The organism is Dactylosporangium sp. NPDC000521, assembly GCF_042898305.1.
In the GTDB taxonomy this organism is placed as follows: domain Bacteria; phylum Actinomycetota; class Actinomycetes; order Mycobacteriales; family Micromonosporaceae; genus Dactylosporangium.
In genome coordinates this window covers 1006842-1031417 of sequence record NZ_JBIAYW010000001.1, presented here as the reverse complement: position 1 = coordinate 1031417, position 24576 = coordinate 1006842, and the positions used below count along the sequence as shown (strand labels likewise).

Annotated in this window: 21 protein-coding genes; 8 read left to right on the top strand and 13 right to left on the bottom strand. The window is 73.6% G+C overall.

Features of this window, described 5'->3' with window-relative positions; translation table 11 throughout:
* Positions 1 to 102 precede the first annotated feature (102 nt).
* A complete protein-coding gene (locus ACFY3L_RS04925) occupies positions 103 to 4362 on the bottom strand; it encodes an MBG domain-containing protein (RefSeq protein WP_389318777.1) in 4260 nt (1419 codons plus the stop codon).
* A gap of 173 nt (positions 4363 to 4535) precedes the next feature.
* Between ACFY3L_RS04925 and ACFY3L_RS04920 the strand changes: the two genes are divergently transcribed.
* A complete protein-coding gene (locus ACFY3L_RS04920) occupies positions 4536 to 5261 on the top strand; it encodes a hypothetical protein (RefSeq protein ID WP_389318775.1) in 726 nt (241 codons plus the stop codon).
* Positions 5262 to 5423: 162 nt separating this feature from the next.
* Positions 5424 to 6686: an ammonium transporter gene (locus tag ACFY3L_RS04915; protein WP_389318773.1), complete on the top strand. Its 1263-nt coding sequence runs from the start codon at positions 5424 to 5426 to the stop codon at positions 6684 to 6686.
* 114 nt (positions 6687 to 6800) lie between these two features.
* Here ACFY3L_RS04915 and ACFY3L_RS04910 read toward each other — a convergent pair whose 3' ends face one another.
* Entirely contained in the window at positions 6801 to 7502 is a 702-nt protein-coding gene (locus ACFY3L_RS04910; RefSeq protein ID WP_389318771.1) for a TetR/AcrR family transcriptional regulator, read from the bottom strand.
* Between the two features lie 67 nt (positions 7503 to 7569).
* On the opposite strand from ACFY3L_RS04910, the gene ACFY3L_RS04905 reads away from it, so the two are divergent.
* The 6 genes from ACFY3L_RS04905 (at position 7570) to ACFY3L_RS04880 (ending at position 14963) form a co-directional block, all read left to right on the top strand.
* Positions 7570 to 8766, top strand: coding sequence for an FAD-dependent monooxygenase (locus ACFY3L_RS04905; RefSeq protein WP_389318770.1), 1197 nt, complete (start codon positions 7570 to 7572; stop codon positions 8764 to 8766).
* 63 nt (positions 8767 to 8829) lie between these two features.
* Complete coding sequence (locus ACFY3L_RS04900) at positions 8830 to 10659, top strand: glycoside hydrolase family 15 protein (protein ID WP_389318768.1); 1830 nt, start codon at positions 8830 to 8832, stop codon at positions 10657 to 10659.
* Positions 10660 to 10664: 5 nt separating this feature from the next.
* On the top strand, positions 10665 to 12008 hold the full coding sequence (locus ACFY3L_RS04895; RefSeq protein WP_389318766.1) for a glucose-6-phosphate dehydrogenase: 1344 nt from the start codon (positions 10665 to 10667) through the stop codon (positions 12006 to 12008).
* 2 nt (positions 12009 to 12010) lie between these two features.
* The gene (locus tag ACFY3L_RS04890) at positions 12011 to 13750 is read left to right on the top strand and encodes an IlvD/Edd family dehydratase (protein WP_389318764.1); all 1740 of its coding nucleotides are present in this window, start codon (positions 12011 to 12013) and stop codon (positions 13748 to 13750) included.
* Entirely contained in the window at positions 13737 to 14774 is a 1038-nt protein-coding gene (locus ACFY3L_RS04885) for a C-terminal binding protein (RefSeq protein WP_389318762.1), read from the top strand. The genes ACFY3L_RS04890 and ACFY3L_RS04885 overlap by 14 nt, the downstream gene beginning before the upstream one ends.
* Positions 14775 to 14816: 42 nt before the next feature.
* Positions 14817 to 14963 carry a hypothetical protein gene (locus tag ACFY3L_RS04880; RefSeq protein ID WP_389318761.1) on the top strand — a complete coding sequence of 49 codons (147 nt, stop codon included), beginning with the start codon at positions 14817 to 14819 and terminating at the stop codon, positions 14961 to 14963.
* 23 nt (positions 14964 to 14986) lie between these two features.
* Here ACFY3L_RS04880 and ACFY3L_RS04875 read toward each other — a convergent pair whose 3' ends face one another.
* From ACFY3L_RS04875 to ACFY3L_RS04825, 11 genes are all read right to left on the bottom strand, one after another.
* The gene (locus tag ACFY3L_RS04875) at positions 14987 to 15541 is read right to left on the bottom strand and encodes a DUF6086 family protein (RefSeq protein ID WP_389318759.1); all 555 of its coding nucleotides are present in this window, start codon (positions 15539 to 15541) and stop codon (positions 14987 to 14989) included.
* 283 nt (positions 15542 to 15824) lie between these two features.
* Positions 15825 to 16505, bottom strand: coding sequence for a hypothetical protein (locus ACFY3L_RS04870; RefSeq protein WP_389318757.1), 681 nt, complete (start codon positions 16503 to 16505; stop codon positions 15825 to 15827).
* 69 nt (positions 16506 to 16574) lie between these two features.
* Positions 16575 to 17060 carry a hypothetical protein gene (locus tag ACFY3L_RS04865; protein WP_389318756.1) on the bottom strand — a complete coding sequence of 162 codons (486 nt, stop codon included), beginning with the start codon at positions 17058 to 17060 and terminating at the stop codon, positions 16575 to 16577.
* Between the two features lie 166 nt (positions 17061 to 17226).
* Entirely contained in the window at positions 17227 to 18132 is a 906-nt protein-coding gene (locus tag ACFY3L_RS04860; RefSeq protein WP_389318754.1) for an NAD(P)-dependent oxidoreductase, read from the bottom strand.
* Positions 18129 to 18983, bottom strand: a complete 855-nt coding sequence (locus ACFY3L_RS04855; RefSeq protein WP_389318752.1) for a ketose-bisphosphate aldolase — start codon at positions 18981 to 18983, stop codon at positions 18129 to 18131. The genes ACFY3L_RS04860 and ACFY3L_RS04855 overlap by 4 nt, the downstream gene beginning before the upstream one ends.
* A gap of 18 nt (positions 18984 to 19001) precedes the next feature.
* Positions 19002 to 20492, bottom strand: coding sequence for an FGGY family carbohydrate kinase (locus ACFY3L_RS04850; RefSeq protein WP_389318750.1), 1491 nt, complete (start codon positions 20490 to 20492; stop codon positions 19002 to 19004).
* Complete coding sequence (locus ACFY3L_RS04845) at positions 20489 to 21358, bottom strand: SIS domain-containing protein (protein WP_389318748.1); 870 nt, start codon at positions 21356 to 21358, stop codon at positions 20489 to 20491. Before ACFY3L_RS04845 ends, ACFY3L_RS04850 begins: the two co-directional genes overlap by 4 nt.
* On the bottom strand, positions 21355 to 22149 hold the full coding sequence (locus ACFY3L_RS04840) for an MBL fold metallo-hydrolase (protein WP_389318747.1): 795 nt from the start codon (positions 22147 to 22149) through the stop codon (positions 21355 to 21357). The genes ACFY3L_RS04845 and ACFY3L_RS04840 overlap by 4 nt, the downstream gene beginning before the upstream one ends.
* A complete protein-coding gene (locus ACFY3L_RS04835; protein WP_389318745.1) occupies positions 22146 to 23096 on the bottom strand; it encodes a hypothetical protein in 951 nt (316 codons plus the stop codon). The genes ACFY3L_RS04840 and ACFY3L_RS04835 overlap by 4 nt, the downstream gene beginning before the upstream one ends.
* Positions 23096 to 23779 (bottom strand): deoxyribose-phosphate aldolase, encoded by a 684-nt coding sequence (gene deoC / locus ACFY3L_RS04830; RefSeq protein ID WP_389318743.1) that lies wholly within the window; start codon positions 23777 to 23779, stop codon positions 23096 to 23098. The genes ACFY3L_RS04835 and deoC overlap by 1 nt, the downstream gene beginning before the upstream one ends.
* On the bottom strand, positions 23766 to 24347 hold the full coding sequence (locus ACFY3L_RS04825) for a glucose-6-phosphate isomerase family protein (protein ID WP_389318741.1): 582 nt from the start codon (positions 24345 to 24347) through the stop codon (positions 23766 to 23768). The genes deoC and ACFY3L_RS04825 overlap by 14 nt, the downstream gene beginning before the upstream one ends.
* Positions 24348 to 24576: the final 229 nt, after the last annotated feature.

The window sequence follows — 24576 nt, the reverse complement described above, 5'->3', positions numbered from 1 at the left end:
TCGTCCGGTCCGACGTGGCCGGCCGTGCCTGCTCGACCCGGGCCGGCTCCGGCCCCGTCCGCTGTACGTGCTGCGCCGCGACCGGAGCATCTGAGACACCCCTTACGAGAACACGCCGAGGGCGGCCGCGATACCGACGGCGACGACCGCGCCGCCGGCGAGCTCGCGGCGCCAGGTCTGCTCGCGCTCCTCGCCCTCGCGGCCGAACAGCTCGACGAGCGAGAACACCAGGCCCGGCAGCGACAGCAGGACGAAGCCGTTGACGATCCGCGCCGCCGGGTCGTCGAGGAGCCAGGCGAGAGCCAGGCCGGAGACGGTGCCGACGAGCATCATGAAGACCGTCTTGACGACGCGCTTCGGCAGGAAGCGGAAGAGCTTCGGCTTGTTCGGGAACGCGTCCTCGTACACACTGAGCACCTGCGGCACGAGGAACAGCGCGGCACCCGCCCACAGCTGCCACGGCATGCCCAGGAACGGGACGGCCACGAAGACGAACACTGCGGTGCGCAGGCCGATCGCGGCGAGCCGCTGCGCCTTCCCGGGCTTCGGCAGCTTCTCCGGGCGGACGGCGCCGAGCCGCGACGGGTACGCCCAGCCGGCGACGCTCTCCAGCCCGATCCGCACGACGATCGCGACGAGCGCCGCGAGCGCGATCCGGTTCGCGGACCCGGCGATCGGCAGCACGTGGCCGGCGAGGCCGTTCAGCGCGCCGATGCTCTTCTGCATCGCCCAGCCGCCGGTGAGCGACGCGATGAGCACGTCGCCGCCGCGGGTCCACCAGTCCAGCGCCCGCTGCGGCCGCGGCCGGCGGAACGGGCGGACGACGCCGGCGAGCAGCGCGATCGCGAACCACAGCGCGCTCACGCCGAGCAGCAGCCGCAGCGTGTCGGTCGAGGAGACCCCGCCCGCGGCGACGACGACCGTGCCGAACGCGACGGCCGCGGCGAGCCCGGCGAACGCGTCGAGGATGCCGAGCACGACGAGCGCCAGCATGAGGCCGGCGGACGGCAGCGGCGCGCCGTGGCTCTGCACGCCGGCGACGACGCCGAGCACCGCGCCGGTGGCCGGCACCGCCCACCAGGCACCGCCGAGCATCGCCCGCAGGTAGGAGCCGTCGGTGAGGATCCTGGCCAGCAGCGGCGACCTGGGCGCGACCCGCTGCGGCAGGTCGAGGCTGCGCCGGTCGAGCCAGGCGGTCGGCAGCAGCCGCCAGGTGGACGACTTGTCGCCGCGGCCGCTGCCGTCCCACTTCTCCTTGAAGTGCTTGGACGAGCCGGAGGCGATCTTGCCGGCCTTGCGGGACTCCGACTTCGTGCGGACGGTGCCGCCGCCCGCGACCGCCACGCTGCCGGCGCCGGCGGTGATGGCCAGCAGCGTGAAGCCGGCGACCGCCGTGTTGACGACCGCGTCCGCGTGCGCCGCCGGAAGGTAGGCGGGGAACTGCGCGAGCACGTCGGCGGCGGCCGGCAGCGCGGGCGCCGCGAGCGCGGGCCGATCACCCTGGGCCGGCGCGGCGGTGACCGGCGCGGACGGTGCCGCCGCCGGCACGGGGGTGTCGACGAGCAGCAGCCCGACGCTCAGGGTCCGCTGCGCGCCGCCGGCGGCGACGCCGTTGACCTGCAGGGTGTGCCGGCCCGTGGGCAGCGTCGCCGGCACCGGCAGCTCCGCGGCCACGGCGCCGCGCTCGTCGGTGGTCACCTGCCCGATCAGCACGGGGTCGGAGAACAGCCACACGTCGGTGCGGGTCTTCGGCGCGAACCCCGTCATGGACACCGAGACGTGGTGTTTGCGGTCCACCACGAGCTTCCCGTCGGCGTCCAGCGGCTGCCGTGCGCTGTCCGCGCCGACCGCGGCGACGGAGGCGGTGAAGCCGCTGCCCGTGAGCGTGACGCCGCCGCCGGTCGCGGGCACGAGGGCGACGGCCGCCGGTACACCATCCACAGTGGACATCGTGGCGTTGGGCGCGAGCGAGGGCCGGGACCCGGTCGCCGGATCGACCACCGGCACCGCTGCGGGCTGGGCGACGGTCAGCGTCGCGACGACGGCGGCCGCGACCCAGTCGGGGTTGTCGAGCGTGGCCACGACCCGGTACGTGCCCGGCGCCGACGGGATGCGGGCGCGGGCATCGTAGGTGACGGCGGTGCCGGTCAGCCCGGCCGGGGTCGTGCTCACCCGCACGGCCCGCGGGCCGCCGTCGGAGACCTGCGACAGCCCCCGCACGTGCAGGGTCGCCGCGCCGGGCGAGACGGTCGTGGTGGCGGTCGCGGCGGTCGCAGGCAGGCGCGACTCGTCGCCCGGCTGGGCGGCGGTCACGGTGCAGGTGCCGGTGTGGACGGGGGCCAGCCCGGTGCTCAGCGCGCAGGGGCCGGCGACGGTGATCTGGACGGGCAGCCCGGCGGTGGACGTGGCGGTGACGGCGCCGGCCGCGCCGCCGACGGTGAGCCGCCGCGGCGCGGTCAGGGTCACGGCCTGCACGGCGCGGGCGACCTCGACGGAGCGGACCACGGCGGGCGCGGCCAGCCGGTTCGCGTCGCCGTCCTGGTGCGCGGTGACGGCGCACCCGCCGCCCCGCACGAAGGCGAGCCGGCCCTCGCGCACCTCGCAGCCGCCGGTGGCGGTGAACCGGACCGGCAGCGCCGACGAGGCGGTGGCCCGCAGCGGGCGCGGCGCGTCGCCGAACGTCGCGGCGTCGAGCACGGCGAAGTCGACGGTCTGCGGGGCCTTCGCGACGGTCAGCGTCGCCGTGAGCGTGCCCTGGTAGTGGGCGCCGTCGACGGTGGCGACGACCCGGTAGGTGCCGGCGGCGGTCGGCGGCGTGCTGGACCCGTCGTACGTGACGGCGACGGCTCCGGCGGCGGACGGCTCGACGGTGGCGGTCACCGCCCGCGGCGCGCCGCTGTACACCTGCGACAGCCCGCCGATCGTGATCGTGGCGGCGCCCTTGGCCACGGCGAACGACCGCGCGACCGGTGCGGCGGCGAGGCGGTCGGCGTCGCCGGGCTGCGTCGCGGTGACCGTGCACTGGCCGACGCCGGTGACCGACAGGGTCACGCCGTCCATGGTGCAGGGGCCGCCGGCGTCGTACCGGACGGGCAGCCCGGCCTCGGTCGACGCGGCGAGGCGGACGGGGCCGCCGCCGTAGCTGCGGCCGGTGAGCTCCGGGAACGTGATGGTCTGCGGTGCCTTGGCGACCACGAGCGTGCCGGAGGCGGCGCCGGTGTGCGTCGCCGACGTGTACGTCGCCTGCACCGCATAGCTGCCGGCGTGCACCGGGGCGGTGGGTGCGCCGTCGTAGGTGACGGCCATCGTGCCGGTGCCGGGGTCAGGGTCGGCGGACGCGGTGACCGTGCGCCCGGTGCCGTCGTACGTCTGGGCGAGCCCGGCGAGGGACACCGGCACCGACGCCTTGGCCACCTGGAACACCCGGGTCACGGGCGGCGCCGCGGTGTACGTGCCGTCGCCGGCCTGGTTCGCGGTCAGCGTGCAGGCGCCGACGGCGGTGACGGTCACGGTGTCGCCGGCCACGGTGCACGCGCCGGACGCGGTGAGGGTGACCGGCAGGTCCGAGGAGGCGGCCGCGCCCGCGGTGAACGGCGCGACCCCGTACACGACGTCGCCGGGCGCCGGGAAGTCGATGGTCTGCGCGCCGGGCGCGCTCGGCTGCCCGCCCCGGACCCGGTGCACGTACCGCCCGTTGGAGTTGTGCACCAACCCGGTGCTGCTGTTGGCGTCGACCAGGGCGCCGGCGACCCCCGAGCCCGGGTACACGTATGTGAAGGTGCCGTTGGAGTAGCCGACGGTCAGCCCGCCGGCCGGCTCGTACGCCAGCCGGTCGTAGTTCATGACGATGTCGAAGTTCCCCGCGCCGGTGTCCGACCGGTCGACGAGGACCAGCTGCGAGCTGTTGAGCCGGTCCCCGCCGTTGTTGAAGTAGCCGACGTCGACCCAGTTCACGCAGTAGGCGGGCCGTCCGGCGTACGTGATCGGGCCGTACGACACCGGCTTCGTCCCGGCCGCCCGGGTGTCGACGTCGAAGAACGCGACGGCGATGATCGGGCTGCCGAACGCGGCGAGGTCCAGCCCCGAGAATCCCGTGTAGGGGCTGCCGAACGTGACGTCGCCGTTGTTGTTGACGTACATGCTGTCGTACGTCGTGCCGAAGAAGTTGACCGGGAACCCGAGCGGCACGGCCCCCGACGATCCGTCGTCGGTGCGCGCCGCGACCGTCGTGAGGCACCCGGGGTCCGTGACGACCGCGCCGGACCCTGCCGCCGCGGCCGGCCCCGCACCGATCCCGATCCCGAGGAGCACCGCCTGCGTCGCGAGCAGGAGCAGTGCCAGGAAGCGGTTGCGGTGGGTCATGAGCGCCGTATCGGCCTCCTGCGTGCCCGATTGATCGTCGACCGGTTGCGCCCCCGGTGCGGTCGGGTTGCCGGCCCCGGCCGGCGATCCACGTCCGTCTTGGCGCGGCGGATGCGGACCGCTCACCCGCGAGGGGTGATGATCATCGGCGGCCGGCATCCGACGCTGGCGCAGTGAGTCTGAGCGATTTCGAGCGCGAGCGCCTGTTGACGGATGTACTCATGTACGAGGGGCAGCAGCACTGGCTGCACTACCGGCACATCGAGCAGGAGCGCAACCAGTTCCTGGGGTACTACTTCACGCTGCTGGTCGCGATCATCGGGTTCTTCGTGGCGGTCGGCGCGCAGATGACGAACTGGCCGGACGTGGCCATCGGGGTGGCGTCCATGGCCTGGGTGCTGGGCATGGTCAGCCTGCTGATCCTCGTCAGCGTGCGGAAGTTCGGCATGGCGCTGCGGGCGTACGACCGGGACATCGCACGCATCCGGGCGTCCCTGTTCGCCCTCACCGACGGGGAGCGGACGCATCTGGCGGCGGACCGCGGCACCATCGAGGTCGGAGTGCGGCACCCGACCCTGCACCGGGTGCTCGACCCGCAGTTCACGGCGGAGGCGATCGTCGGCACGTCCGCCGTGGTGGCGTTCGGCGCGCAGGTCGTCGTGGCGGCCGGCACCATGCTCTCCGACGACTTCACGACCGTGCAGCGGGCGTTCTCGTGCGGCCTCGCCGTCGCGAGCGTCGCCGGTGCCGGGGTCGCGGGCCGTCTGTGGGTCCAGCGCGGGGTGGCCCGCCGCCGGAAGGAGCCATCCGTGCCGCCGGCACGGTCGGACCGGGGTGGACCGGTGCACGCGGGCGGCGCTGAGAGCGGCGACGGGCAGGCCTCAGCGGGACGCCGATGACCGCGCCGTCCAGAGCCGGCCCGGCGGGCACGTCCGGGGTGTGACGCCGGAAACATGCTCGAAACGCGGACGTACAACGGGCGAAACCGATGACCGCGACGCTGCATGCCACGCGATCAACGGCGATCACGGACCACACCCGGAAAGAGAGAGGGTCCGTCGATGCCGGAGGGGTTCAGCGCGGGCGACACCGCCTGGTTGCTGGTGAGCGCGGCGCTGGTGTTGCTGATGGTGCCGGGGCTGGCGCTGTTCTACGGCGGCATGGTGCGCATCAAGAGCGCCCTCAACATGCTCATGATGTCGTTCGCCTGCCTCGCGGTCGTCACCGTCGTGTGGGTCGTCGCCGGCTACTCGCTCGCGTTCGGCAAGGACTCCGCCGGCGGTCTCATCGGGTCCCTCGACCACGTGGGCATGGCCGGGATCGGCCCCACCGACCGCACCGGCTCGGTGCCGACCATGGCGTTCGCCGGGTTCCAGCTGATGTTCGCCATCATCACCGCGGCCCTGCTGAGCGGGGCGATCGCCGACCGTGCCAGGTTCGGCGCCTGGGTGGGGTTCGTCGCGCTGTGGGTGCTGCTGGTGTACGTGCCGATCGCGCACTGGGTGTTCGGCGGTGGCTGGATCGCCACCCACCTGCGCATCCTGGACCTGGCCGGCGGCACCGTCGTGGAGGTCAACTCCGGTGTGTCCGCGCTCGCCCTCGCGCTCGTGCTCGGGCCGCGCCTGGGCTTCCGCACCGAAGCGATGCGACCGCACAGTCTCCCGCTGGTGATCCTCGGGGCGGGCCTGCTGTGGTTCGGCTGGTTCGGGTTCAACGCCGGCTCCGCGCTGACCACCGGCGGCGTCGCCTCGACCGCGTTCTTCAACACGCAGGTCGCCGGCGCCGCCGCCGTCGGCGGCTGGCTGATCGTGGAACGCTGGCGCGACGGCCACCCGACCACGCTCGGCGCGGCCTCGGGTGCGGTCGCCGGCCTGGTCGGGATCACCCCGTCGTGCGGATCCGTCAACCCGCTCGGCGCCCTGATCATCGGCCTCGTCGCGGGCGTGGCCTGCTGCTACGCCGTCGGCCTGAAGTACAAGTTGGGCTACGACGACTCGCTGGACGTCGTCGGGGTGCACGGCGTCGGCGGCCTCATCGGCATGGTGCTCATCGGGGTCCTCGCGACCGCGACGGTCACCGGCGACCCGGACGGCCTGGTGTTCGGCGGCGGCGTCGGGCTGCTGGGCCGGCAGGCGCTCGCGGTGCTGGTCGTCGCCGTCTACGCGTTCGCCGTCACGTGGCTCGTCGCGAAGGCCGTCGACCGCACCGTCGGCTTCCGGGTCGCGCCGGAGCACGAGCGCGGCGGCCTCGACCTGGCCATCCACGCCGAGAGCGCGTACGAGCAGCACCCGACCACCGGCGGTCGGATCAGTCACCTCGCGTAGGGGTCGTCCGGCTGGTGACGGGACGGCTCGACGGCTCCTCACCGGCGCTGATCGAGAACGGCTCCTCACCGGCGCTGATCGAGGACCGCGCCGGTGAGCCGTCCGGTCCGTCGATCAGCTCCGGCGGGTGTCGATGAGCAGGCCGACGCCGTCGAGGATGCGGGCGAGCCCGAAGTCGAGCGCCTGATCCTGCCCGCCGGTCGTCCGCATCGAGGCGAAGGCGGCGGTCACCGCCGGGAACCGGTCCTGACGCCCGGCGAGCACGGCCATCATCGGCCCGCCCAGCTCGCTCTCCAGGGCTTCCGGCGCGGTCGCCGCCGACATCTGCTGGGCCAGGTTGCGGACGTGGCCGCTGAGCGTGGCCGCCACGTCGAGCATCTCGCCGCCGTGCAGCCCCGTGCCGGTCAGGGCGGCGACCGCACGCTCCAGCCAGGTCAGCTCGCATGGGCCCATCACGCGCGCGCCCACGGCGGCCTCCAAGGCCCAGGGATGCTCGCAGAACCGCGCGAACAGCGCCTTCGCCCAGGCGTCGAGAATTTCCCGCCAGGTCGCGCCCGGCACCGGGTCCGGCGGCGCGCCGATGGCGGCGTCGAGCATCAGGGCCACCAACTCGGTCTTGCCCGGGACGTACCGGTACAGCGCCATCTTCGTCACGCCCAGGCTCTCGGCGACGCGCTGCATCGTGGTCGCGGCCAGCCCGTCGGCGTCGGCCGCGGCGATCCCCGCGCGGGCGATGGTCTCCACCGTCAACGTCGGCCTCGGCCCCCGCCGGGGCGCCTCCGCCGGCTCCCACAGCAGCCTCACCAGATCTCGCATGGTTGCCTTCCACTCGGAACTGTGTCTAGCATAATCTGTATCCGACGGACACAGTTTGGAGAATGTCATGTCCGCAACCGCGCTCCGTTCCCTCCGTGTGCTGGTCAGCGGCGCCGGGGTGGCCGGACCCGCCCTCGCCCTCCGGCTCGCCGAGCACGGCGCACGGGTCACCGTCGTGGAGGTCGCACCCCGGCTGCGCCGCAGCGGCTTCGCCGTCGACTTCCGCGGCCCGACCCACCTGGCCGTGCTGGAGCGGCTCGGCGTCCTTGCCGAGCTGCGCGCCCGCCAGACCCACGGCAGCGCCATGACCTGCGTCGACGAGGACGACCGGGAGATCTTCACGCTGCCGGCCACGTTCTCCGGCGGCGAGCTGGAGGTGTACCGGCGGGACCTGTCGCGCGCCCTGTACGACCGCGGCCTGGACCGGGTCGAGTACCTGTTCGGCGACACCGTCACCGACCTGCACGACACGGGGTCCGAGGTGCGGGCCCGGTTCCGCGCCGCCGGCACCCGCGTCTTCGACCTGGTCGTCGGGGCCGACGGGATGCACTCGGCCGTCCGCCGGTTGGCGTTCGGACCCGAGGAGCGCTTCGTCCGCCCGCTCGGCTACCACATCGCCGGATGGGAGCTGCCGAACACGTTCGGGCCACCCGGAGCGAGCCGCTACTTCACCGTGCCCGGCCGGACGGCGAGCATCACCGTCGACCCGCACGACCCTTCGCGCGCCACGGCTCTGGTGATCTTCCGTACGGGTGACGCAGACGGCGGCGCGGACGTCGACTGGCACGACCAGGACGCGCAGAAGAAGCTCGTCGCGCACACCTTCGCCGGCCTGCCCTGGCACGTGCCGGCCCTGCTCGACACGCTGCCGGACGCCCCCGACCTGTACTTCGACGCCATCGCCCGGATCAGCGCCCCGAGCTGGACGCACGGGCGGATCGCGCTGCTCGGCGACGCCGCCTGGGGTGTCACCCTCGGCGGCATGGGGGTGGGCACCGGCCTCGTCGGCGCCCACGTCCTCGCCGGCGAGCTCGCCGCCGCCCGGGGCGACCACCGGACCGCGTTCGCCGCCTACGAGCAGCGCATGCGCGCATACGCGGGCCGGTGGCAGAAGGGCGCCAACCCCGGCAAGTTCCTGGCCCCCGCCACCGGCTGGGGCCTCGCCCTGCGCAACCGGCTCTTCGCCACCGCAGCGGTGCAGCGGTCCATGGTCAGCGGCACGAAGCGCCTGGCCACCGACGCCGCTCTCCCCGCCTACCCGTGACGTTACGGGTCGTCGCGGGCGGGTAGTGCGGCGCCGGAACCACGCAGCCGTGGAGGGCAGGACATGGTGGATACGGAGCCGGCGTTTCGGCCGGTGCGCCCGCGGGACGGATTTCCGGCGCTGGAGGATCTCGGGCTGATCGGGGACGGCGAGACCGCCGCGCTCGTCGGGCTGGACGGCCGCGTCGTCTGGCTGTGCGTGCCCGGGTTCGACTCGGATCCGCTGTTCTGCGGGCTGCTGGACCGCACCGGTGGCGGGCGGTTCGAGGTGGCGCCGGACGGTGTGGTCGAGGCGCGGCAGCGGTACCAGGCCGACACCGGCGTCCTGGTGACCGAGCTGCGGACCGCGACCGGGCTGGTGCGGCTGACGGACGCACTCGCCCTGCGCAACGGGGCGGACCTCGACGACGACACGCCCGCCGGCCGGGGTGAGCTGGTGCGGCTCGTCGAGGTGCTGGACGGCACGGCCGAGCTGCGGGTCGACCTGGAGCCGCACGGCGGAGCCACCGCCCGGGCCGCGCTCGGCGGTCTGGAGATCCAGGCGGCGCTGCTGCCCGGCGTGCGGCTGCACCTGCGGTCCAGCCACCCGCTCAGCGGCGGGCTGCGCAACCGGTACACCATGCGCCACGGCGAACGGATGGAGCTGGTGCTGTCGTGGGGGCGGGTCCACCGCCACCACCGTATCGACGCCGGCGAGAGCCTCCGGCAGACGGCCGCGGCGTGGCGGCGCTGGATGACCGGCTTCGCCTACGACGGGCCGCAGGAGGCCCTGGTCCGCAGGGCCGCCATCACGCTCAAACTGTGCGACCATTGGGTCAACGGCTCGATCGTGGCGGCGCCGACGTCGTCGCTGCCGGCGCCGATCGGCGGCGTGCGCAACTGGGACTACCGGTACACCTGGATCCGCGACGCCGCGTTCGCCGTCTTCGCGATGCGCCGCATCGGCTTCGGCGGGGAGGCCGACGCGTTCCTCGGCTGGGTCCTGGACGCGTTCGAGCAGAGCCGCCGGCCGAGGATCATGTACACGCCGGACGGCGGGCCGGTGCCCGACGAACGGGTCGACCCGGGCCTGCGCGGCTACCGCGACTCGGCGCCGGTCCGCTGGGGCAACGGCGCCGCCGACCAGCGCCAGCACGACGTCTACGGCGAGATCCTCGACTGCGCCGACCAGTGGTCCCGGGCCGGCGGCCTGGTCGAGCCCGGGCTGTGGCACGGTCTCGCCGGCCTCGCCGACGCCGCCGCACGCTCGTGGCGGCAGCCCGACCAGGGCATCTGGGAGGTTCGCAGCGAGGGGCACGTCTACACCTACTCCGCGGCCATGTGCCAGGTGGCGCTCGAGCGGGCGGTCGCCATGGCCGAGCGGCTCGACCTGCCCGGTCCGGCACCGCAGTGGCGGGCGACCGCGAAGGAGATCCGCCGCGCGATCGTCGAGGACGCGTGGGACGACCGCGCGCAGACCATCACCGAGCACCTGGGCGACGGCGGCGGGGTCGACGCGAGCCTGCTCGCCCTGCCGCTGCGGCGGGTGATCCAGGCCGACCACCCGCGGATGGTGGCGACCACGAAGGCCGTCACCGAGCGGCTCGGCGCCGGCGGCGGGCTGCTGCACCGGTATCGCCACGACGAGTCCCCGGACGGCATCCCGGGCGACGAGGGCGCGTTCCTGCTGTGCAGCTTCTGGCTCGTCGACAACCTCACCGGCCAGGGACGCCTGGAGGAGGCCTCGTCGCTCTACGCGTCGCTGTGCGACAGGGCCAGCCCGCTCGGCCTGCTGCCCGAGCAGATCGACCCGGCGACCGGCGAGTTCGCCGGCAACTTCCCGCAGGCGTTCAGCCACATCGGCGTGATCGCCAGCGGGGTCAACCTTTCCCGAGCCATGGCGGGGGCCTCCTGATGTCCGTGCGCATCGACGATCTGGTGATCCTGGGCGCGACCGGGGACCTGACCGCCCGGTTCCTGCTGCCCGCCCTCGGTGCGCTGCGGGCCGGCGGGCACCTCGGCGACGGGTTCCGGGTCACCGCCGTCGGGCGGGAAGACATGACCGGCGACGCCTTCCACGCGTGGGCGGCCGCGCAACTGGACCGGCACGCCCCCGACCTCTCGGCGGAGCGCAGGCGCGAGGTGGTGGCCGGCTGCCGCTACCACCGGGCCGACGTCACCGACCCCGCCGCGCTCGCCCCCGTGATCCCGCACGACCGGCCGATCGCCGCGTACCTGGCGCTGCCTCCGTCCATCTTCCCGGCCACGGTGTCGGCGCTGCACGCGGCCGGGACCGCGAGCGGCAGCACCGTCGTGCTGGAGAAGCCGTTCGGGGAGAGCCTCGCCGACGCCATCGAGCTCAATGGGCTGTTGTCGCGGCTGTACCCGGAGCGCAGCATCTTCCGCGTCGACCACTTCCTGGCGATGGGCACGGTCCTGAACCTGCTCGGGGTCAGGCTGGCCAACCGGGTCCTCGAACCGCTGTGGAGCAGCGCCCACATCGAGCGCGTCGACATCATCTGGGACGAGTCCCTCACCCTCGAGGGCCGGGCCGGCTACTACGACGGCGTCGGCGCCCTCAAGGACATGCTGCAGAACCACCTGCTGCAGCTGCTGTGCCTGGTCGCGATGGAGCCGCCGATCAGCCTCGGCGACCGGGACCTGCGCGACCGCAAGATGGACGTGCTGCGCTCGATCCGCCCGCTGACCCTGCACGACGCCGCCGAACGGTCGCGGCGGGCCCGGTACACCGCCGGTGGGGGAGTGCCCGCCTACGTCGACGAGCCGGGCGTCGACCCGCTGCACCGCACCGAGACGTTCGCGGAGGTGCTGCTGGAGATCGACAACTGGCGCTGGCGCGACACGACCTTCCGGCTGCGAACCGGCAAGGCGCTGCGCACCGACCGGCAGGAGGTCGCGATCCACTTCCGGGCCGTGCCGCACCTGCCCTTCGCCGGCGACGCCCAGGCGACGCCCAACGTGCTGCGCTTCGGCCTCGAGCCGGAATCCGTGTCGCTGCACCTGACGGGCACCACGACCAGCGGCGACGTGCTCACCCCGCTCACCCTCGCCGCCACGCCCGCGCCCGCGGACCTGCCACCGTACGGGCGGCTGCTGCTCGACGTGCTCAACGGCGACCCGGCCCTGTCCATCCGCGCCGACGAGGCCGAGCAGTCGTGGCGGGTGGTCACGCCCGTGCTGGAGGCCTGGGCCAAAGACCTCGTGCCGCTGTCGGAGTATCCGGCCTTCTCCGGTGGGGTGTGACCGTGGAACTGCGGAGCCGGCAGTGGTGGGACAACCCCGCCAACCCCGACATGACCGCGCTGTACCTGGAGCGGTACCTCAACTTCGGCCTCACCCGCGCCGAGCTCCAGTCGGGCCGGCCGATCATCGGCATCGCGCAGACCGGCAGCGACCTGGTGCCGTGCAACCGGCACCACGTCGAGCTGGCCGGCCGGGTCCGCGACGGGATCCGCGACGCCGGCGGCATCCCCCTGGAGTTCCCGGTGCATCCGCTGCAGGAGACCGGCAAACGCCCCACCGCCGCCCTCGACCGCAACCTCGCCTACCTGGGCCTGGTCGAGATCCTGTACGGGTACCCGCTCGACGGGGTCGTGCTCACCACCGGCTGCGACAAGACGACCGCGGCGTGCCTCATGGCGGCCGGCACCGTCAACCTGCCCGCGATCGTGCTCTCGGGCGGGCCGATGCTCAACGGGTACATCGGCGACGAACGCGCGGGGTCGGGCCTCGTCATCTGGCAGTCGCGCCGCCTCCTCGCCGCCGGGAAGATCGACTACGCCGAGTTCATGGACCGGGTGGCGTGCTCCGCGCCGAGCGTCGGGCACTGCAACACGATGGGCACCGCCCTGTCGATGAACAGCATCGCCGAGGCGCTCGGCATGTCACTGCCCGGCTGCGCCGCGATCCCGGCACCGCACCGGGAGCGGGGACAGATCGCGTACGACACCGGGCACCGCGCGGTGGACCTCGTCAGGAACGACGTCACGCCACGCTCCATCATGACCCGGGAGGCGTTCGAGAACGCGATCGTCGTCACCGCCGCCATCGCCGGCTCGACGAACTGCCCCATCCACCTCAACGCGATCGCCCGCCACACCGGGATCTCCCTGTCGAACGACGACTGGGAGGCCGTCGGCGGCAGCGTGCCGGTCCTCGTCAACTGCGCGCCGGCCGGCACGTACCTCGGCGAGGACTTCCACCGCGCCGGCGGCGTGCCGGCCGTGATCCGGACACTGCTCGCCGCCGGGCGGCTGCACCCCGACGTGCTGACGGTGAACGGCCGGACGATCGCCGAGAACGCCTCCGGCTCCACGGACCCGGCGGTGGTCGCCACCTCGGTGGACGACGCGTTCTCGCCGCGCGGCGGCTTCCTCGTGCTGCACGGCAACCTCTTCCGCTCGGCGATGATGAAGATGTCGGTGGCGTCCTCGGCCTTCCTGCCCGCACCCACGGTGACGTGGCGCGCGGTCGTCTTCGAAGGGCCCGAGGACTACCACCGGCGCATCGACGACCCGTCGCTGGACATCGACGAGGGCAGCCTGCTCGTCGTGCGCAACACCGGGCCGATCGGCTACCCCGGCTCCGCCGAGGTGGTGAACATGCAGCCGCCCGCCGCTCTCATCCTGCGGGGTGTCCGGGCGCTCGCGACGCTCGGCGACGGCCGGCAGAGCGGCACGTCCGACGCCCCGTCGATCCTCAACGCCAGCCCCGAGGCCGCCATCGGCGGCAACCTGGCGATCCTGCGCACGGGCGACCGCGTCACCCTCGACATCCCCAACCACCGGCTGGACGTCGCGCTCACCGACGCGGAGATCACCGAGCGCTGGAACGCCTACATCCCGCCGCCACGCGTCGACCAGACGCCCTGGCAGGAGCTCTTCCGGGCGTACACCGGCCAGATGGACACCGGTAGCTGCCTGGACTTCGCCGTCGAGTACCAGGACATCGTGCACACGAAAGGACTGCCCCGTGACTCCCACTGACTACGGCCCCGGCCCCGGTGGCTCCGGCGCGACGGGCACGATCATGATCGCGGACTCCGACTTCGGCGACGTCTCGATCGAGCGCGACATCGCCTCCTCGGCCGGCTTCCGCCTGGAATCGCGCCAGTGCAAGACCGAGGAGGAGGTCATCCGCTACGGCCGGTCCGCCGACGGCATCCTCACCCAGTACGCCCACATCGGCGCGACCGCGATGCAGCACCTGCCCAACTGCCGGGTCATCGCCCGCTACGGCACCGGCGTCGACATCGTGGACGTCGACGCCGCCACCCGCCTCGGCATCCAGGTCACCAACGCCCCCAACGACTGGTGCGCCGACGAGGTCGCCGACCACGCCATCGCCCTGTGGCTGTCCGTTGTCCGCAACATCGTCTCGTACGCCAACGCCACCCGCGCCGGCACCTGGCAATGGCAGTCCGGCGCCCCGATCTGGCGCCTGCGCGGCCGCGTCTTCGGCATCCTGGGCTTCGGCGCCATCGCCCAGCTGATCGCCGAGCGCGCCCGCCCGTTCGGCGTCGACCTCGTCAGCCACGACCCGTTCGTGGACGCCGACACCCTGCGTGCCGCCGGGGTCCGCCCGGTCTCCTTCGACGAGCTCGTCGCCGACTCCGACTACCTGGTCATCCAGGCCCCGCTGACCCCGCACACCCACCACCTCTTCGACGAGGCGACCCTCGCCCGCATGAAGCCGACCGCCATCCTCGTCAACACCGCCCGCGGCCCGATCGTCTCCGACACCGCCCTCGCCCACGCCCTCACCAACCACACCATCGCCGCGGCCGCCCTCGACGACCTGGAGGAGGAGCCGGCCAAGCAGCGCGACTGGCAGCCGGACAACCCGCTCCTGCACCTCCCGAACGCCATCGTCACCCCGCACGCCGCCTACTACTCCGAACAGTCCCTGCGTACGGTCCGCACCGTCGCCACCGAGGAAGCCGTCCGCGTCCTGACCGGCCAACGCCCGCACTCCCCGGTGAACACCCTCGGCCCGATGGAACTGCCCTGACGGCTTCGGCGCTTCTGGTGTGCCGGGCCGTATGCTGCATCGGTGCCGATCAAGACGCTCGGGTCGGTCCAGTGGCTGCTCCTCATCGCGTACCTGTACGCGGGCGTCGCCTACCTCGCCACCGACGCGCGGTACTTCCCGGAGCAGTCGCCGCCCGGCTGGACCCTGTTCGACTGGTACGCCGGCTGACCGCCCGCCGCAGCGCGACGGCTCTACCGTGGCATCGCCTGCGCGTGCTGCTCGGCCAGCCGCAGGAGGCGCAGCCGGTCGCCGTCCGGGTCGAACGCATCGCGGTTGAGTGAGATGTCCCGGTTGTCCCGCACCACCGGCAGTTCGAGCGCCGGCACGTCACGGCCGCTGCGCTGGACCATCACGAGCGCGGCGGGCAGGTAACCCTCCAGCATCGTCGTGAGGACAGGGTGGTTCGTCGCCAGGTACCGCGCGGTGAGCGCGTCCACGAACGCCGCGAACGCGTCCGGGTCGACCTCGTACTCATCCCGCCCTACGTCCGGTCCAACGCCTGAGGGGCACCCGGCGACCGGCACCATCGCCTCGGTCATGCGGGCGAACAGCTTCGCGACCGCATGGGCCGGATTCCACAGCACGAGGTCGCCGACCTGAAAGTACTGACTCACCCCACCAAGATCCCAGTCCCGACACAGGTCACGGCACTGATTTTCCGCCTGCGGAGACGCCACGGCTCCGACCGCCCCCGGCGGCATCGACGCGCCGACCAAGACCCGGACGGTGACGTCGGCGACCTGCATGTGTTCGACACCGAACACCACCGCGTCGCCAGTGGCGGCGAACCCCGCTCGCGCGGGAACTCGCCGGGCGGCCCGGCGAGGTCCGAGCGGTCGTCGGGCACGACAAGCAGGCCATCAGGGACCGGCCAGGTGCGCTGCGACATCAGCATCGCGGTCACGATCCCCATTGACGTGATGTCCTCAAGCTTGGATCGTCCGCCGTGCGGCGGAACCGCGGCTTCTTCGGGCGCCTCGGCGCCCTCGCCGAGGCCGTCACCGCCTGGGTCTGGGCGCGTGCCCGCGGTCAGCTCTGCTGGTAGTTGACGGCGGCGAAGCCGCACGGCGCGTGGACGTGCAGGTACCAGGTCACCTGGCTGTACAGCGGCACAATGAAGGAGCACTCCGGGCACGTGCGCACCACGAGGCGGCCGGTCCAACCGGTGTGTGCCAGCGCCGCACCGATCAGGGGGTCGGCGGTGTCCAGGTCGGCGACGGTCCACAGCATCGACGAGCACCACGGGCAGGCCGGCGTGTCGGCAGGCTGTTCCGAGGGGCGCAGGATCCATTCGTACGCGACGGTGCCGCACAGGTCCCGCCGGTTGGCTTCGTGGTCGACGAACCAGCCGCCTTCGTTCGCGTCGCGCAGCGCCTGGACGTACACGTCGGCGGGCTCGGTCGGCGGCTGAACCGCCCAGCGGCGCATCGCCGCCTCTGCGAGCACATGGCAGGTGTTCGTGAGGATCAGCAGCAGCTGGCTGAGCCGCTCGGGTGCCTGCCCGGCGTCGACCTGCTCGACGATGCGGGCGACGAGGCCGGCTTCGGCAAACCAGTACAGCTTCGGCGCCGACACCACGCCGACGTCCAGCAACAACCCGTGATACGGCACCAGGCGCTTCGGGCCGGCGACGTCGTCGGCGATCGCCTCCAGCTCCGCGACCGCGTCGCGGTCCCCCGAACCGGCCCTGCGGATCAACTCCTCGATCACCCCGGCACGGTACCCGAGGTCCCGAACCGGCATCGGCACGTCGACAGCCCGCCAATGGCGGCCACCCGGTCAAGCCCGCACAGGTCGGCTGGACCTCGACCGAAGCCACGCTCGGAACCGCCACGGCCGGCTCAGGACCAGGCCGACGACGAAGATCACCGTGAATCCGGCGAGGAAGCTGACCGTCTGTCCCAATCCCTTGGTGTCGTCGAGCTGGTAGATCAGCCCGGGGCCTCCGACGGCCCGGGCGGGCAGCGTCTCCCCGGCCTGCGCACCCTTCGGCAGCCCTCCGGCCAACCGCTGCCGGCTGCGGACTTCGGCGCCGTCATCGCTGACGAAATCGCCGAACCAGCCGCACCGCTGCACCGGTGGCTCGAACCGGTCGCACCCCTCGAACTCGGTGAGCGTGAAGGTTCCGGTCCGGCCACCACCGTGCGTCGCCTGCCATGCCGGAACGAACGACGCCATCAGGACGAGCATGCCGATCGCGCCGAACACCAGGAAACAGATGCCCACGAAGAGTCGAAGGGCCGGGGGCCCGTACCAGAGTTTCATCGCACCTCCCCATGCGCCACGGCGAGATGCTGACGCTGGAACCGGGACCGTCAAAGACGCGGACATCTCGCGGTACACCTGCGACGGCGGCGACGATCGGCTCTGGTCACGCACGGCGGCGCGACCAGAGCCGATCGGCGGCTACGCGGCCAGAGCTGATCGGCGGCTACGCGGCCAGGGCGGCGAGGAGGTTGTCCACCGCGGCCTCGGCCGCGCGGCGTGAACTCTCGGCCGTGGCCGCGCCCAGGTGCGGCGTCGGCACCACCCGGGGCTGGCGCAGCAGCTCGGAGGGCTCCGGCGGCTCGCGGTCGAAGGCGTCGACCGAGTAGAGCGCGATCCGCCCGGCGCGCAGCTCGGCCAGCAGGGCGGCCTCGTCGACCAGCGTCGAGCGGGCCGTGTTGAGCAGCACCACGTCGTCGCGCAGCAGGGCCAGCTCGGCCGCGCCGAGCAGCGGCCCGTCCGGGGACGGGGGCACGTGCAGGGACACGACCTCGCTCGTGCGCAGCAGCTCGTCGAGGGCCACCAGCGGTACATCCGCGGTGTCGACGAACGGGTCGTGGGCCGTCACGGTCATGCCGAGACCGCGGGCCAGCCCGGCGAGGCGGCGCCCGATCGCGCCGTAGCCGACGATGCCCAGGCTGCGCCCGGCCGCCTCCCGGCCCGTGCTGCGCTGCCACGTGCCCGAGCGCAGCGCTTCGGCCGCCTGCGGCAGGCCGCGCAGGCCCATCAGGGTCAGCGCCAGGGCCAGCTCGGCGACGCCCTGCGCGTTGGCGCCCCGGGCGGTGATGACCCGCACGCCGTGCGCCTCCGCGGCGCGCGCGTCGATCGCGTCGCTGCCGGCCCCGTTGCGGCTGATGACGCGGAGGCGGTCGGCGCGGGCCAGGACCTCGGCGCCGATCGGCTCCACGCCGGCGACCCAGCCGACCACGCCGGGCACCGCGTCGAGCAGCTCCTCGGTGGTGGGCTGGCGCCCGGGCGACGGGGTGACGATCTCGTAGCCGGCGGCGCTGAGCCGGTCCAGTGCGGGCGAGCCCGCCGCCGACATGCTGCGGGGCGTGACCAGGACCTTCATGCGGCCACGACCGGCGCGACGGGGTTGAGCACGCGGATGAGGCGGGTGACCTCGGCGGCCATGACGTCGCGGGCGGGGGCCACGTACTTGCGGGCGTCCATCAGCTTCGGGTCGGCCTCCAGGCGGGCGCGGACCACGGCGGTGAAGCACTTGTTCAGGTGGGTGGCGATGTTGACCTTCGTCATGCCGGCGGTCACCACCCGGGCCAGCGTCTCGTCGTCGACGCCGGAGGAGCCGTGCAGCACGAGGGGCACCGGCACCCGGGCCGCGATCGCCGCGACCAGCTCCACGTCCACGACGGCGTCGCGGGTCGCCATGGCGTGCGAGGTGCCGACGGCGACGGCCAGGGAGTCCACGCCCGTGTCGGCCACGAACGCGGCGGCGTCGCCGGGGTCGGTGCGCGCCCCGGGGGCGTGCACGCCGTCCTTGCCGCCGACCTCGCCCAGCTCGGCCTCGACCGCGACCCCGGCGGCGTGGCAGAAGGCCACGACCTCGCCCGTGACGGCCCGGTTGCGCGCGTCGTCGAGCCGGGAACCGTCGAACATGACCGAGGTGAAGCCCAGGTCGACCGCCTCGTGGACCAGGTCGACGTCCTCGGCGTGGTCCAGGTGCAGCACGACCGGCACCGTCGCGGCCTCCGCGAGGGCCCGGGCGGCCAGGGCGAGCGGGCGCAGGGATCCGTGGTAGCGGACCGCGTTCTCGCTGATCTGCATGATGAGCGGCGCCTCGGCCGCCTCGGCGCCGGCGACGAGCGCCTCGGCGTGTTCGAGCAGGGTGGTGTTGAAGGCGCCGACGCCGTACCCGCTGGCGCGGGCGACGGCGAGGATGGGGCGTGGATCAGCGAGGGACATGGTGGAACTCCAAGAGCGTTATGTGACTTCGGACTGGGCCCGCACGGCCGCGCGGGCGGCGTGGAAGCGGGCCCGGGGCAGGGCGTAGTCGGCGGCCGCACCGGCGCGCGGGGCGACGACGTCGGCCTCGCCGGCCTCGGTGCCGGCGGCCAGCGGGGCGGTCGACTCCCAGGCGCCGATGCCGAGCCAGCCCAGGGCCGCCGCGCCGAGCGCCGCGCAGTGCTGGGCGTCGGCGGGGCGGGTGACGGGCCGGTCGAGCAGGTCGGCGAGGACCTGGAGCAGGAGGGCGCCGCGGGCACCGCCGCCGACGGCGGTGATCGGGGCGCCGGGCGGCGCGCCGGCGAGCATCACCGCGGCGGCGTCGGCCAGGCTGAAGCCGATGCCCTCCACGACGGCGCGGGCGACATGGCCCTGGGTGTGGCCGAGGTCGAGCCCGAGGAGCGCGCCGCGCACGGAGGGGCCGCCTTCCGCGACGGTCCCGCCGGCGAGCGTCGGCACGCAGGTCAGGCCGGCGGCGCCGATGGGCGCCGCGGCCGCCTCGGCCAGCAGCGCGTCGAGGTCGCCGTCCCGCCCGAGCAGGCCGGCCAGCCAGGTGAGGCTGCTGCCGCCGCCGAACGTGGACAGCGCCGAGACGTAGAGGCCGGGCAGCACGTGGTCGAAGACGAACGGCCGCTGCACGGCGTCGAGGACCGGCTCGGCGCCGGCGACGGTGACCCAGTTGGACGAGCCCAGGGACAGGTACGCGGCGCCGGGGTGGTCCAGCCCGGCGCCGAGGGCCATGCAGGAGTTGTCGACGCCGCCGGCCACGACGGGCACCCCGGCGGGGATGCCGGTCTCGGCGGCGGCCGCCGCGGTGACGGTGCCGACGACCGCGGTGGAGGCGACGATGTCGGGCCACCAGCCGGCCGGCACGCCGAGCGCCGCGAACACGTCCGGGCGCAGGGCGCGGGTCAGCAGGTCGTAGGCGCCCGACCCGGAGGCGTAGCTGGGGTCGGTGGCCTGCACGCCGGTGAGCCGGGCGTTGATCCAGTCCTTGCTGCCCAGGATGCGCGCGACCCGGGGGCCCAGCGCTGTCCCGGACCGCAGCCAGGCCGCCTTGAACACGGTGTACATGCCGGCGGGGAAGCCGTTGCCCGTGGACGCGTACCAGTCGTGCTCGGCCAGGTGCCCGAAGAAGGCCGTCGCGGCGGCCTCGCCGCGCACGTCCGACCAGATGGGCACGGACTCCAGCAGCGGCGCGCCGTCCGCGTCGACCGGCACCATCGCCAGGCTGTGACCCGACAGTGCCACGGCCCGGACCCGGCGCCCGGACAGCGGCAGCCGGCTCGTCGCCGCGGCCAGGGCGGCCCACCAGTCGGCCGGGCGCTGCTCGTGGCGGCCCGGGGCCGGATAGGCGGTCGGGTAGGCGACGAACGCGGTGGCGAGCACGCGCGCGGCGGCGTCGACGAGGGCGGCCTTGCAGCCGCCGGTGCCGAGGTCGAAGGCGAGGACCACATCAGGTGTCGTCATGCGCGCGGCATCCCCGATCGCATCCGGGACAGCCGCGTCTTCATGGTGCGGATGTCCTCCAGCGCGGACTCCTCGCGGCGCAGCAGCACCATCGTGGCGAGGATGTCGACGACGACGAGCTGGGCCAGGCGCGAGATCGTCGGCGTGTAGACGTCGGTGTTGTCCAGCGACTCGACGACGATGGCGATGTTGGACAGCTCGGCCAGCGGCGACGGGCCGCCGGTGATGCCGATGACGGTGGCGCCGCGCTCCCGCGCGACGCGCACGGTGTCGAGGATGGACACGGTGCGGCCGGTGTTGGAGATGGCCACGAACGCGGTGCCGGGCCGGCTGGTCGAGGCGGCCAGGAACTGCTGGTGGGTGTCGATCTGGGCCGAGCACGGCACACCGAAGAGCGGGAACTTCTGCTCGGCGTCCATCGCCACGATCCCGGACGCGCCGAGGCCGATGAACACGATGTGCGAGCAGGAGGCGAGGGTGTCCACGGCCCGGCCGATCGCGTCGAGATCGAGGTGGCGGCGCACGTGGTCCAGCGAGGTGATGGAGAAGTCGAAGATCTTGCCGACCGTGGTGGCGGTGTCGTCCTGGGCCTCGATGACCGACTGGGTGGCCGGCACGCCGAGGGCGACGCTCTGCGCCAGCTGGATGCGGAAGTCGTGGAAGCCGTCGCAGCCGATGGCGTTGGCGAAGCGCACGATCGTGGGCTGGCTGACCGCGGCCGCCTCGGCGAGCTCGGCCAGGGTCATCTGCACCACGCCGCGCGGGTTGGCCAGCACCACGTCGGCGACCTTGCGCTCGGAACGGCGCAGCTGGTCGAGGTGCTGGTTGATCCGTACGAGGACGGGGCCGCCGGCCGGGCCGTTCATCGACGCCCCCGCAGGACCATCGTGGCGCTGTGCACCGGCAGCTGGACGGTGACGCCGAGGCGCCCGGCGAGGCCGAAGTCGAATTCGGCAGGATCAGCGGTATTGAAGGCGAACATGCCCCAATGATGTGGGACGAGGGTGCCGATCCCGGCGGCGGCGCACAGCCGCACGGCCTCCTCGAAGGTGAAGTTGCCGGGCACGCCGTTGTCGCGGCGGTACGCGTCGCGCCCGTTGACCGGCAGCAGCGCCACGTCGACGGCCATGTTCCCCAGCCATTCGGCCAGGCCGTCCCAGGGCACGCAGTCGCCGGAGTGGTAGACCCTGGTGCCGGCGGCGTCGATGACGTAGCCGAGGAACCGGTCGTCGCCGTGCTCGTCGAACTCGCGCTCCTCGTGGGCGGAGGGCACCGCGCTGACCGCGAACGGGCCGTAACCGGTCTGCTCGCCTGCGCGCAGCGGGTCCAGCCGGGACGCGTCCGCGCCGCTGCGGCGCAGGGCCTCGCCGGCGACGGCGCGCGGGCAGACCAGGCGCAGCCGCGGCTGGTCTGCCATGAGCGGGGTCAGGGTCGCGGGGTCCATGTGGTCGGTGTGCGCGTGGGTGCACACCACGGCGACCAGCGGCGGCAGCTGCTGCGGGGCGAGCGGGGCGGGGCGCATGCGGATGTGCGGAAACAGGCGCCCGGCGTACTTCCCGGCGAGCGAGTCGGACAGATACGGGTCGATAGCGAGGTGCGCCGCCCCCGCGGTGAGCACGAACCCGGCCTGGCCGAGCCAGCGGGCCAGCAGGGTCACCGGACCTCCTGCGCCGCGTCGTAGAGCCGGTCGAAGCCGGCGCCCTCCGTCGGCAGGCCGAGGTCGAAGACGGCGTCGATGGCGCGGGTCCAGCCGTGCACGAAGTACCGCCACCCGTCCTCGACGGTGAGCGCGTCGGCGGCGGCGCGGGCCCGGGCCTGGCGCAGGAAGTCCAGCTCGCCGCGGTAGTTGAACTCCCAGACCGCCCCGCCGTGCGGGAAGACGGCCGCGTCGCTGAGCGGCGAGCCGGGCCGGTCCTTGCCCATCCCGGTCGCGTTGACCACGAGCGCGCCGGGGGCCAGCTCGGCCAGCAGCGCGTCGTGGTTGTCGCCGCGGGCCAGCAGCCGGGACTGCCAGGCGATGCCCGGGTCGCCCCCGGCGGTCGCCTTGACGATGGCCGCCAGGCGCTCGTCGGCGATGTCGGTGACCACCACCCGTGCGGGGGCGTCGGGGCCGGCCCGGTGGGCGAAGTAGTCGCACAGCGCGAGGGCGGCGCCGCCCGCGCCCATGACGAGCACGTCGCGCCCGGCGAGGGCGGGCACGATCGCGTGCAGTGACAGCTCGCTGGTGATGGTGTCCAGCGCCAGTCCGTCGATGCGGCCGTCGCCGGCGACGAGGGCGCTGACCTCGTGCAGCCGCGCGGCGTCGCCGTTGACGCCGCGCAGCTGGTCCCGGGTGGCGGCGTAGAGGTCGAGCTTGTGGGTGGTGACCAGGGCGCCGCGGGAGAGGGGGTCGTCGCGCAGGTGGGCCACGACCGCGCGGTAGTCGGCGGCGGGCGCGCCGACGGGGACGTCGATGCCGGTCAGCTCGACTCCGTCGAGGCCGAGCAGGGGGCGCCAGGCGGCGAAGACGCGGTGGATGGCGGAGGAGCCGGTGGTGACGCCGACGAAGTACATGGTCGGCGCGGTGGCCGGGACCAGGGTGGCGGGGGTGAGGACGGTGGGCATCAGGCACCGGCCTCGGCAACGAGCTGCACGGCGACGGCGGTGTTGATGCCGAAGCGGGTGGCGCCGGCGGCGAGCAGCGCGCGGATCTGCTCCAGCGAGCGGACGCCGCCGGATGCCTTGATCTCGGGCCCGGGGCCGGCGACCGCGCGAATGATCTCGACGTGCCGCGGGGTGGTGGCCACGCCCTGCCAGCCGGTGCCGGTCTTGAGCGAGGCGGCCCCGGCGTCCAGGGCGGCGCGAGCGGCGTCGCGAAGCTGCCCCTCGTCGAGCAGCCCGACCTCCAGGATGACCTTCACGGGCACCGCGCCCCCGACCGCCGACAGCACCGCCGCCACGTCCCGGCCGGCCGCGGCGAGCTCGCCCGAGCGCACCAGTCCGACGTTCATGACGACGTCCATCTCCTGCACGCCGGCCTCGATCAGCCACCCTGCCTCGGCGACCTTGATCGGGGTGGCCGAGCCGCCGGAGGGGAACCCGACCGGCGAGCCGGCGTTGGTGGTGGACCCGGCCAGCAGCGGGCGCAGCACCGGCAGCCAGGACGGCAGCACGTGCGCGGCCACGAAGTCGCCCGCGAGGGCGTGCCGGGCAAGGGCCTCGACGTCGGCGCGGCCGTGCTGGGCCTGGACCGCGCTGATGTCGACCATGCGGGCCAGGGCGCGGCCGGTCAGCTCATCGGGCGACATAGTTGGGGTTCTCCTTCAAGCGCCAGTCCCCGGCCTCGCCGACGGCCAGGTGCCGCATGCCGCCGGCGCGGGCGATGATGCCGTAGTCCTGCCCGGCGTCGGCCGGGTAGCAGAAGACGGTGACCAGATCGGTGTCGCCGACGTTGACGCTGCGGTGGATGTGCACCGGCGGGACGTAGGCGATGACGCCCGGCCGCAGCTCGGTGACGACGGTCTGCCCGTCGAGCGTCTCCATCAGCATGAGGCCGTGCCCGGCCACGCAGTGGTAGATCTCGGTCCGGTCGTGCTTGGCGTGGATGTGCCCACGGGTCATGTGGAACTCGTCGCCGACCTTGCCCGGCGAGAGCGTGGAGATGCCGGTGATGAGGTCGCCGGCCGCCTCGGACGGGCGGAACTCGTCGACGTGGTAGATGACCCGGTCGGCCTCCTGGGCCAGGCGGGCGGCGAACGCCCCGGCGTCGGCAAAGAGGCCTTCGAGGTCGGCCAGCCGCTTCTCGTACCGGCCCGTGCGGTTCGTCAGCCCGTCCGGCGTGACGACCAGCTCGGGGCCGCTGCGCACTTCGCTCACCGTGCTCCTCTGTCGTACGTGATGCTTGCTGGCTTCAGTTTGTAGCAAACTTACAAGACCGTGTCACGGGGAAGTTGAATCCGTTACACAAAGCCACCCCAGATGTAGTGAAGTTCCAGAATATCGAGACCTGCCATGTGGCAGAAGGCCAATGGAACGGACAAAAGCGCTCATTCAAACGGACGACGCGGACACGCGTGCGTAACGATCGGAAAATCTTGCGTTGACA

Excerpts from the sequence above, each read along its gene's own strand:
- deoC (WP_389318743.1), bottom strand. The coding sequence starts at position 23,779 with ATGTCGCCCGATGAGCTGACCGGCCGCGCCCTGGCCCGCATGGTCGAC.
- ACFY3L_RS04910 (WP_389318771.1), bottom strand. The coding sequence starts at position 7,502 with ATGCGAGATCTGGTGAGGCTGCTGTGGGAGCCGGCGGAGGCGCCCCGG.
- ACFY3L_RS04845 (WP_389318748.1), bottom strand. The coding sequence starts at position 21,358 with ATGAACGGCCCGGCCGGCGGCCCCGTCCTCGTACGGATCAACCAGCAC.
- ACFY3L_RS04860 (WP_389318754.1), bottom strand. The coding sequence starts at position 18,132 with ATGAAGGTCCTGGTCACGCCCCGCAGCATGTCGGCGGCGGGCTCGCCC.
- ACFY3L_RS04900 (WP_389318768.1), top strand. The coding sequence starts at position 8,830 with ATGGTGGATACGGAGCCGGCGTTTCGGCCGGTGCGCCCGCGGGACGGA.
- ACFY3L_RS04905 (WP_389318770.1), top strand. The coding sequence starts at position 7,570 with ATGTCCGCAACCGCGCTCCGTTCCCTCCGTGTGCTGGTCAGCGGCGCC.
- ACFY3L_RS04835 (WP_389318745.1), bottom strand. The coding sequence starts at position 23,096 with ATGCCCACCGTCCTCACCCCCGCCACCCTGGTCCCGGCCACCGCGCCG.
- ACFY3L_RS04925 (WP_389318777.1), bottom strand. The coding sequence starts at position 4,362 with ATGACCCACCGCAACCGCTTCCTGGCACTGCTCCTGCTCGCGACGCAG.
- ACFY3L_RS04850 (WP_389318750.1), bottom strand. The coding sequence starts at position 20,492 with ATGACGACACCTGATGTGGTCCTCGCCTTCGACCTCGGCACCGGCGGC.
- ACFY3L_RS04915 (WP_389318773.1), top strand. The coding sequence starts at position 5,424 with ATGCCGGAGGGGTTCAGCGCGGGCGACACCGCCTGGTTGCTGGTGAGC.
- ACFY3L_RS04855 (WP_389318752.1), bottom strand. The coding sequence starts at position 18,983 with ATGTCCCTCGCTGATCCACGCCCCATCCTCGCCGTCGCCCGCGCCAGC.
- ACFY3L_RS04875 (WP_389318759.1), bottom strand. The coding sequence starts at position 15,541 with ATGCAGGTCGCCGACGTCACCGTCCGGGTCTTGGTCGGCGCGTCGATG.
- ACFY3L_RS04865 (WP_389318756.1), bottom strand. The coding sequence starts at position 17,060 with ATGAAACTCTGGTACGGGCCCCCGGCCCTTCGACTCTTCGTGGGCATC.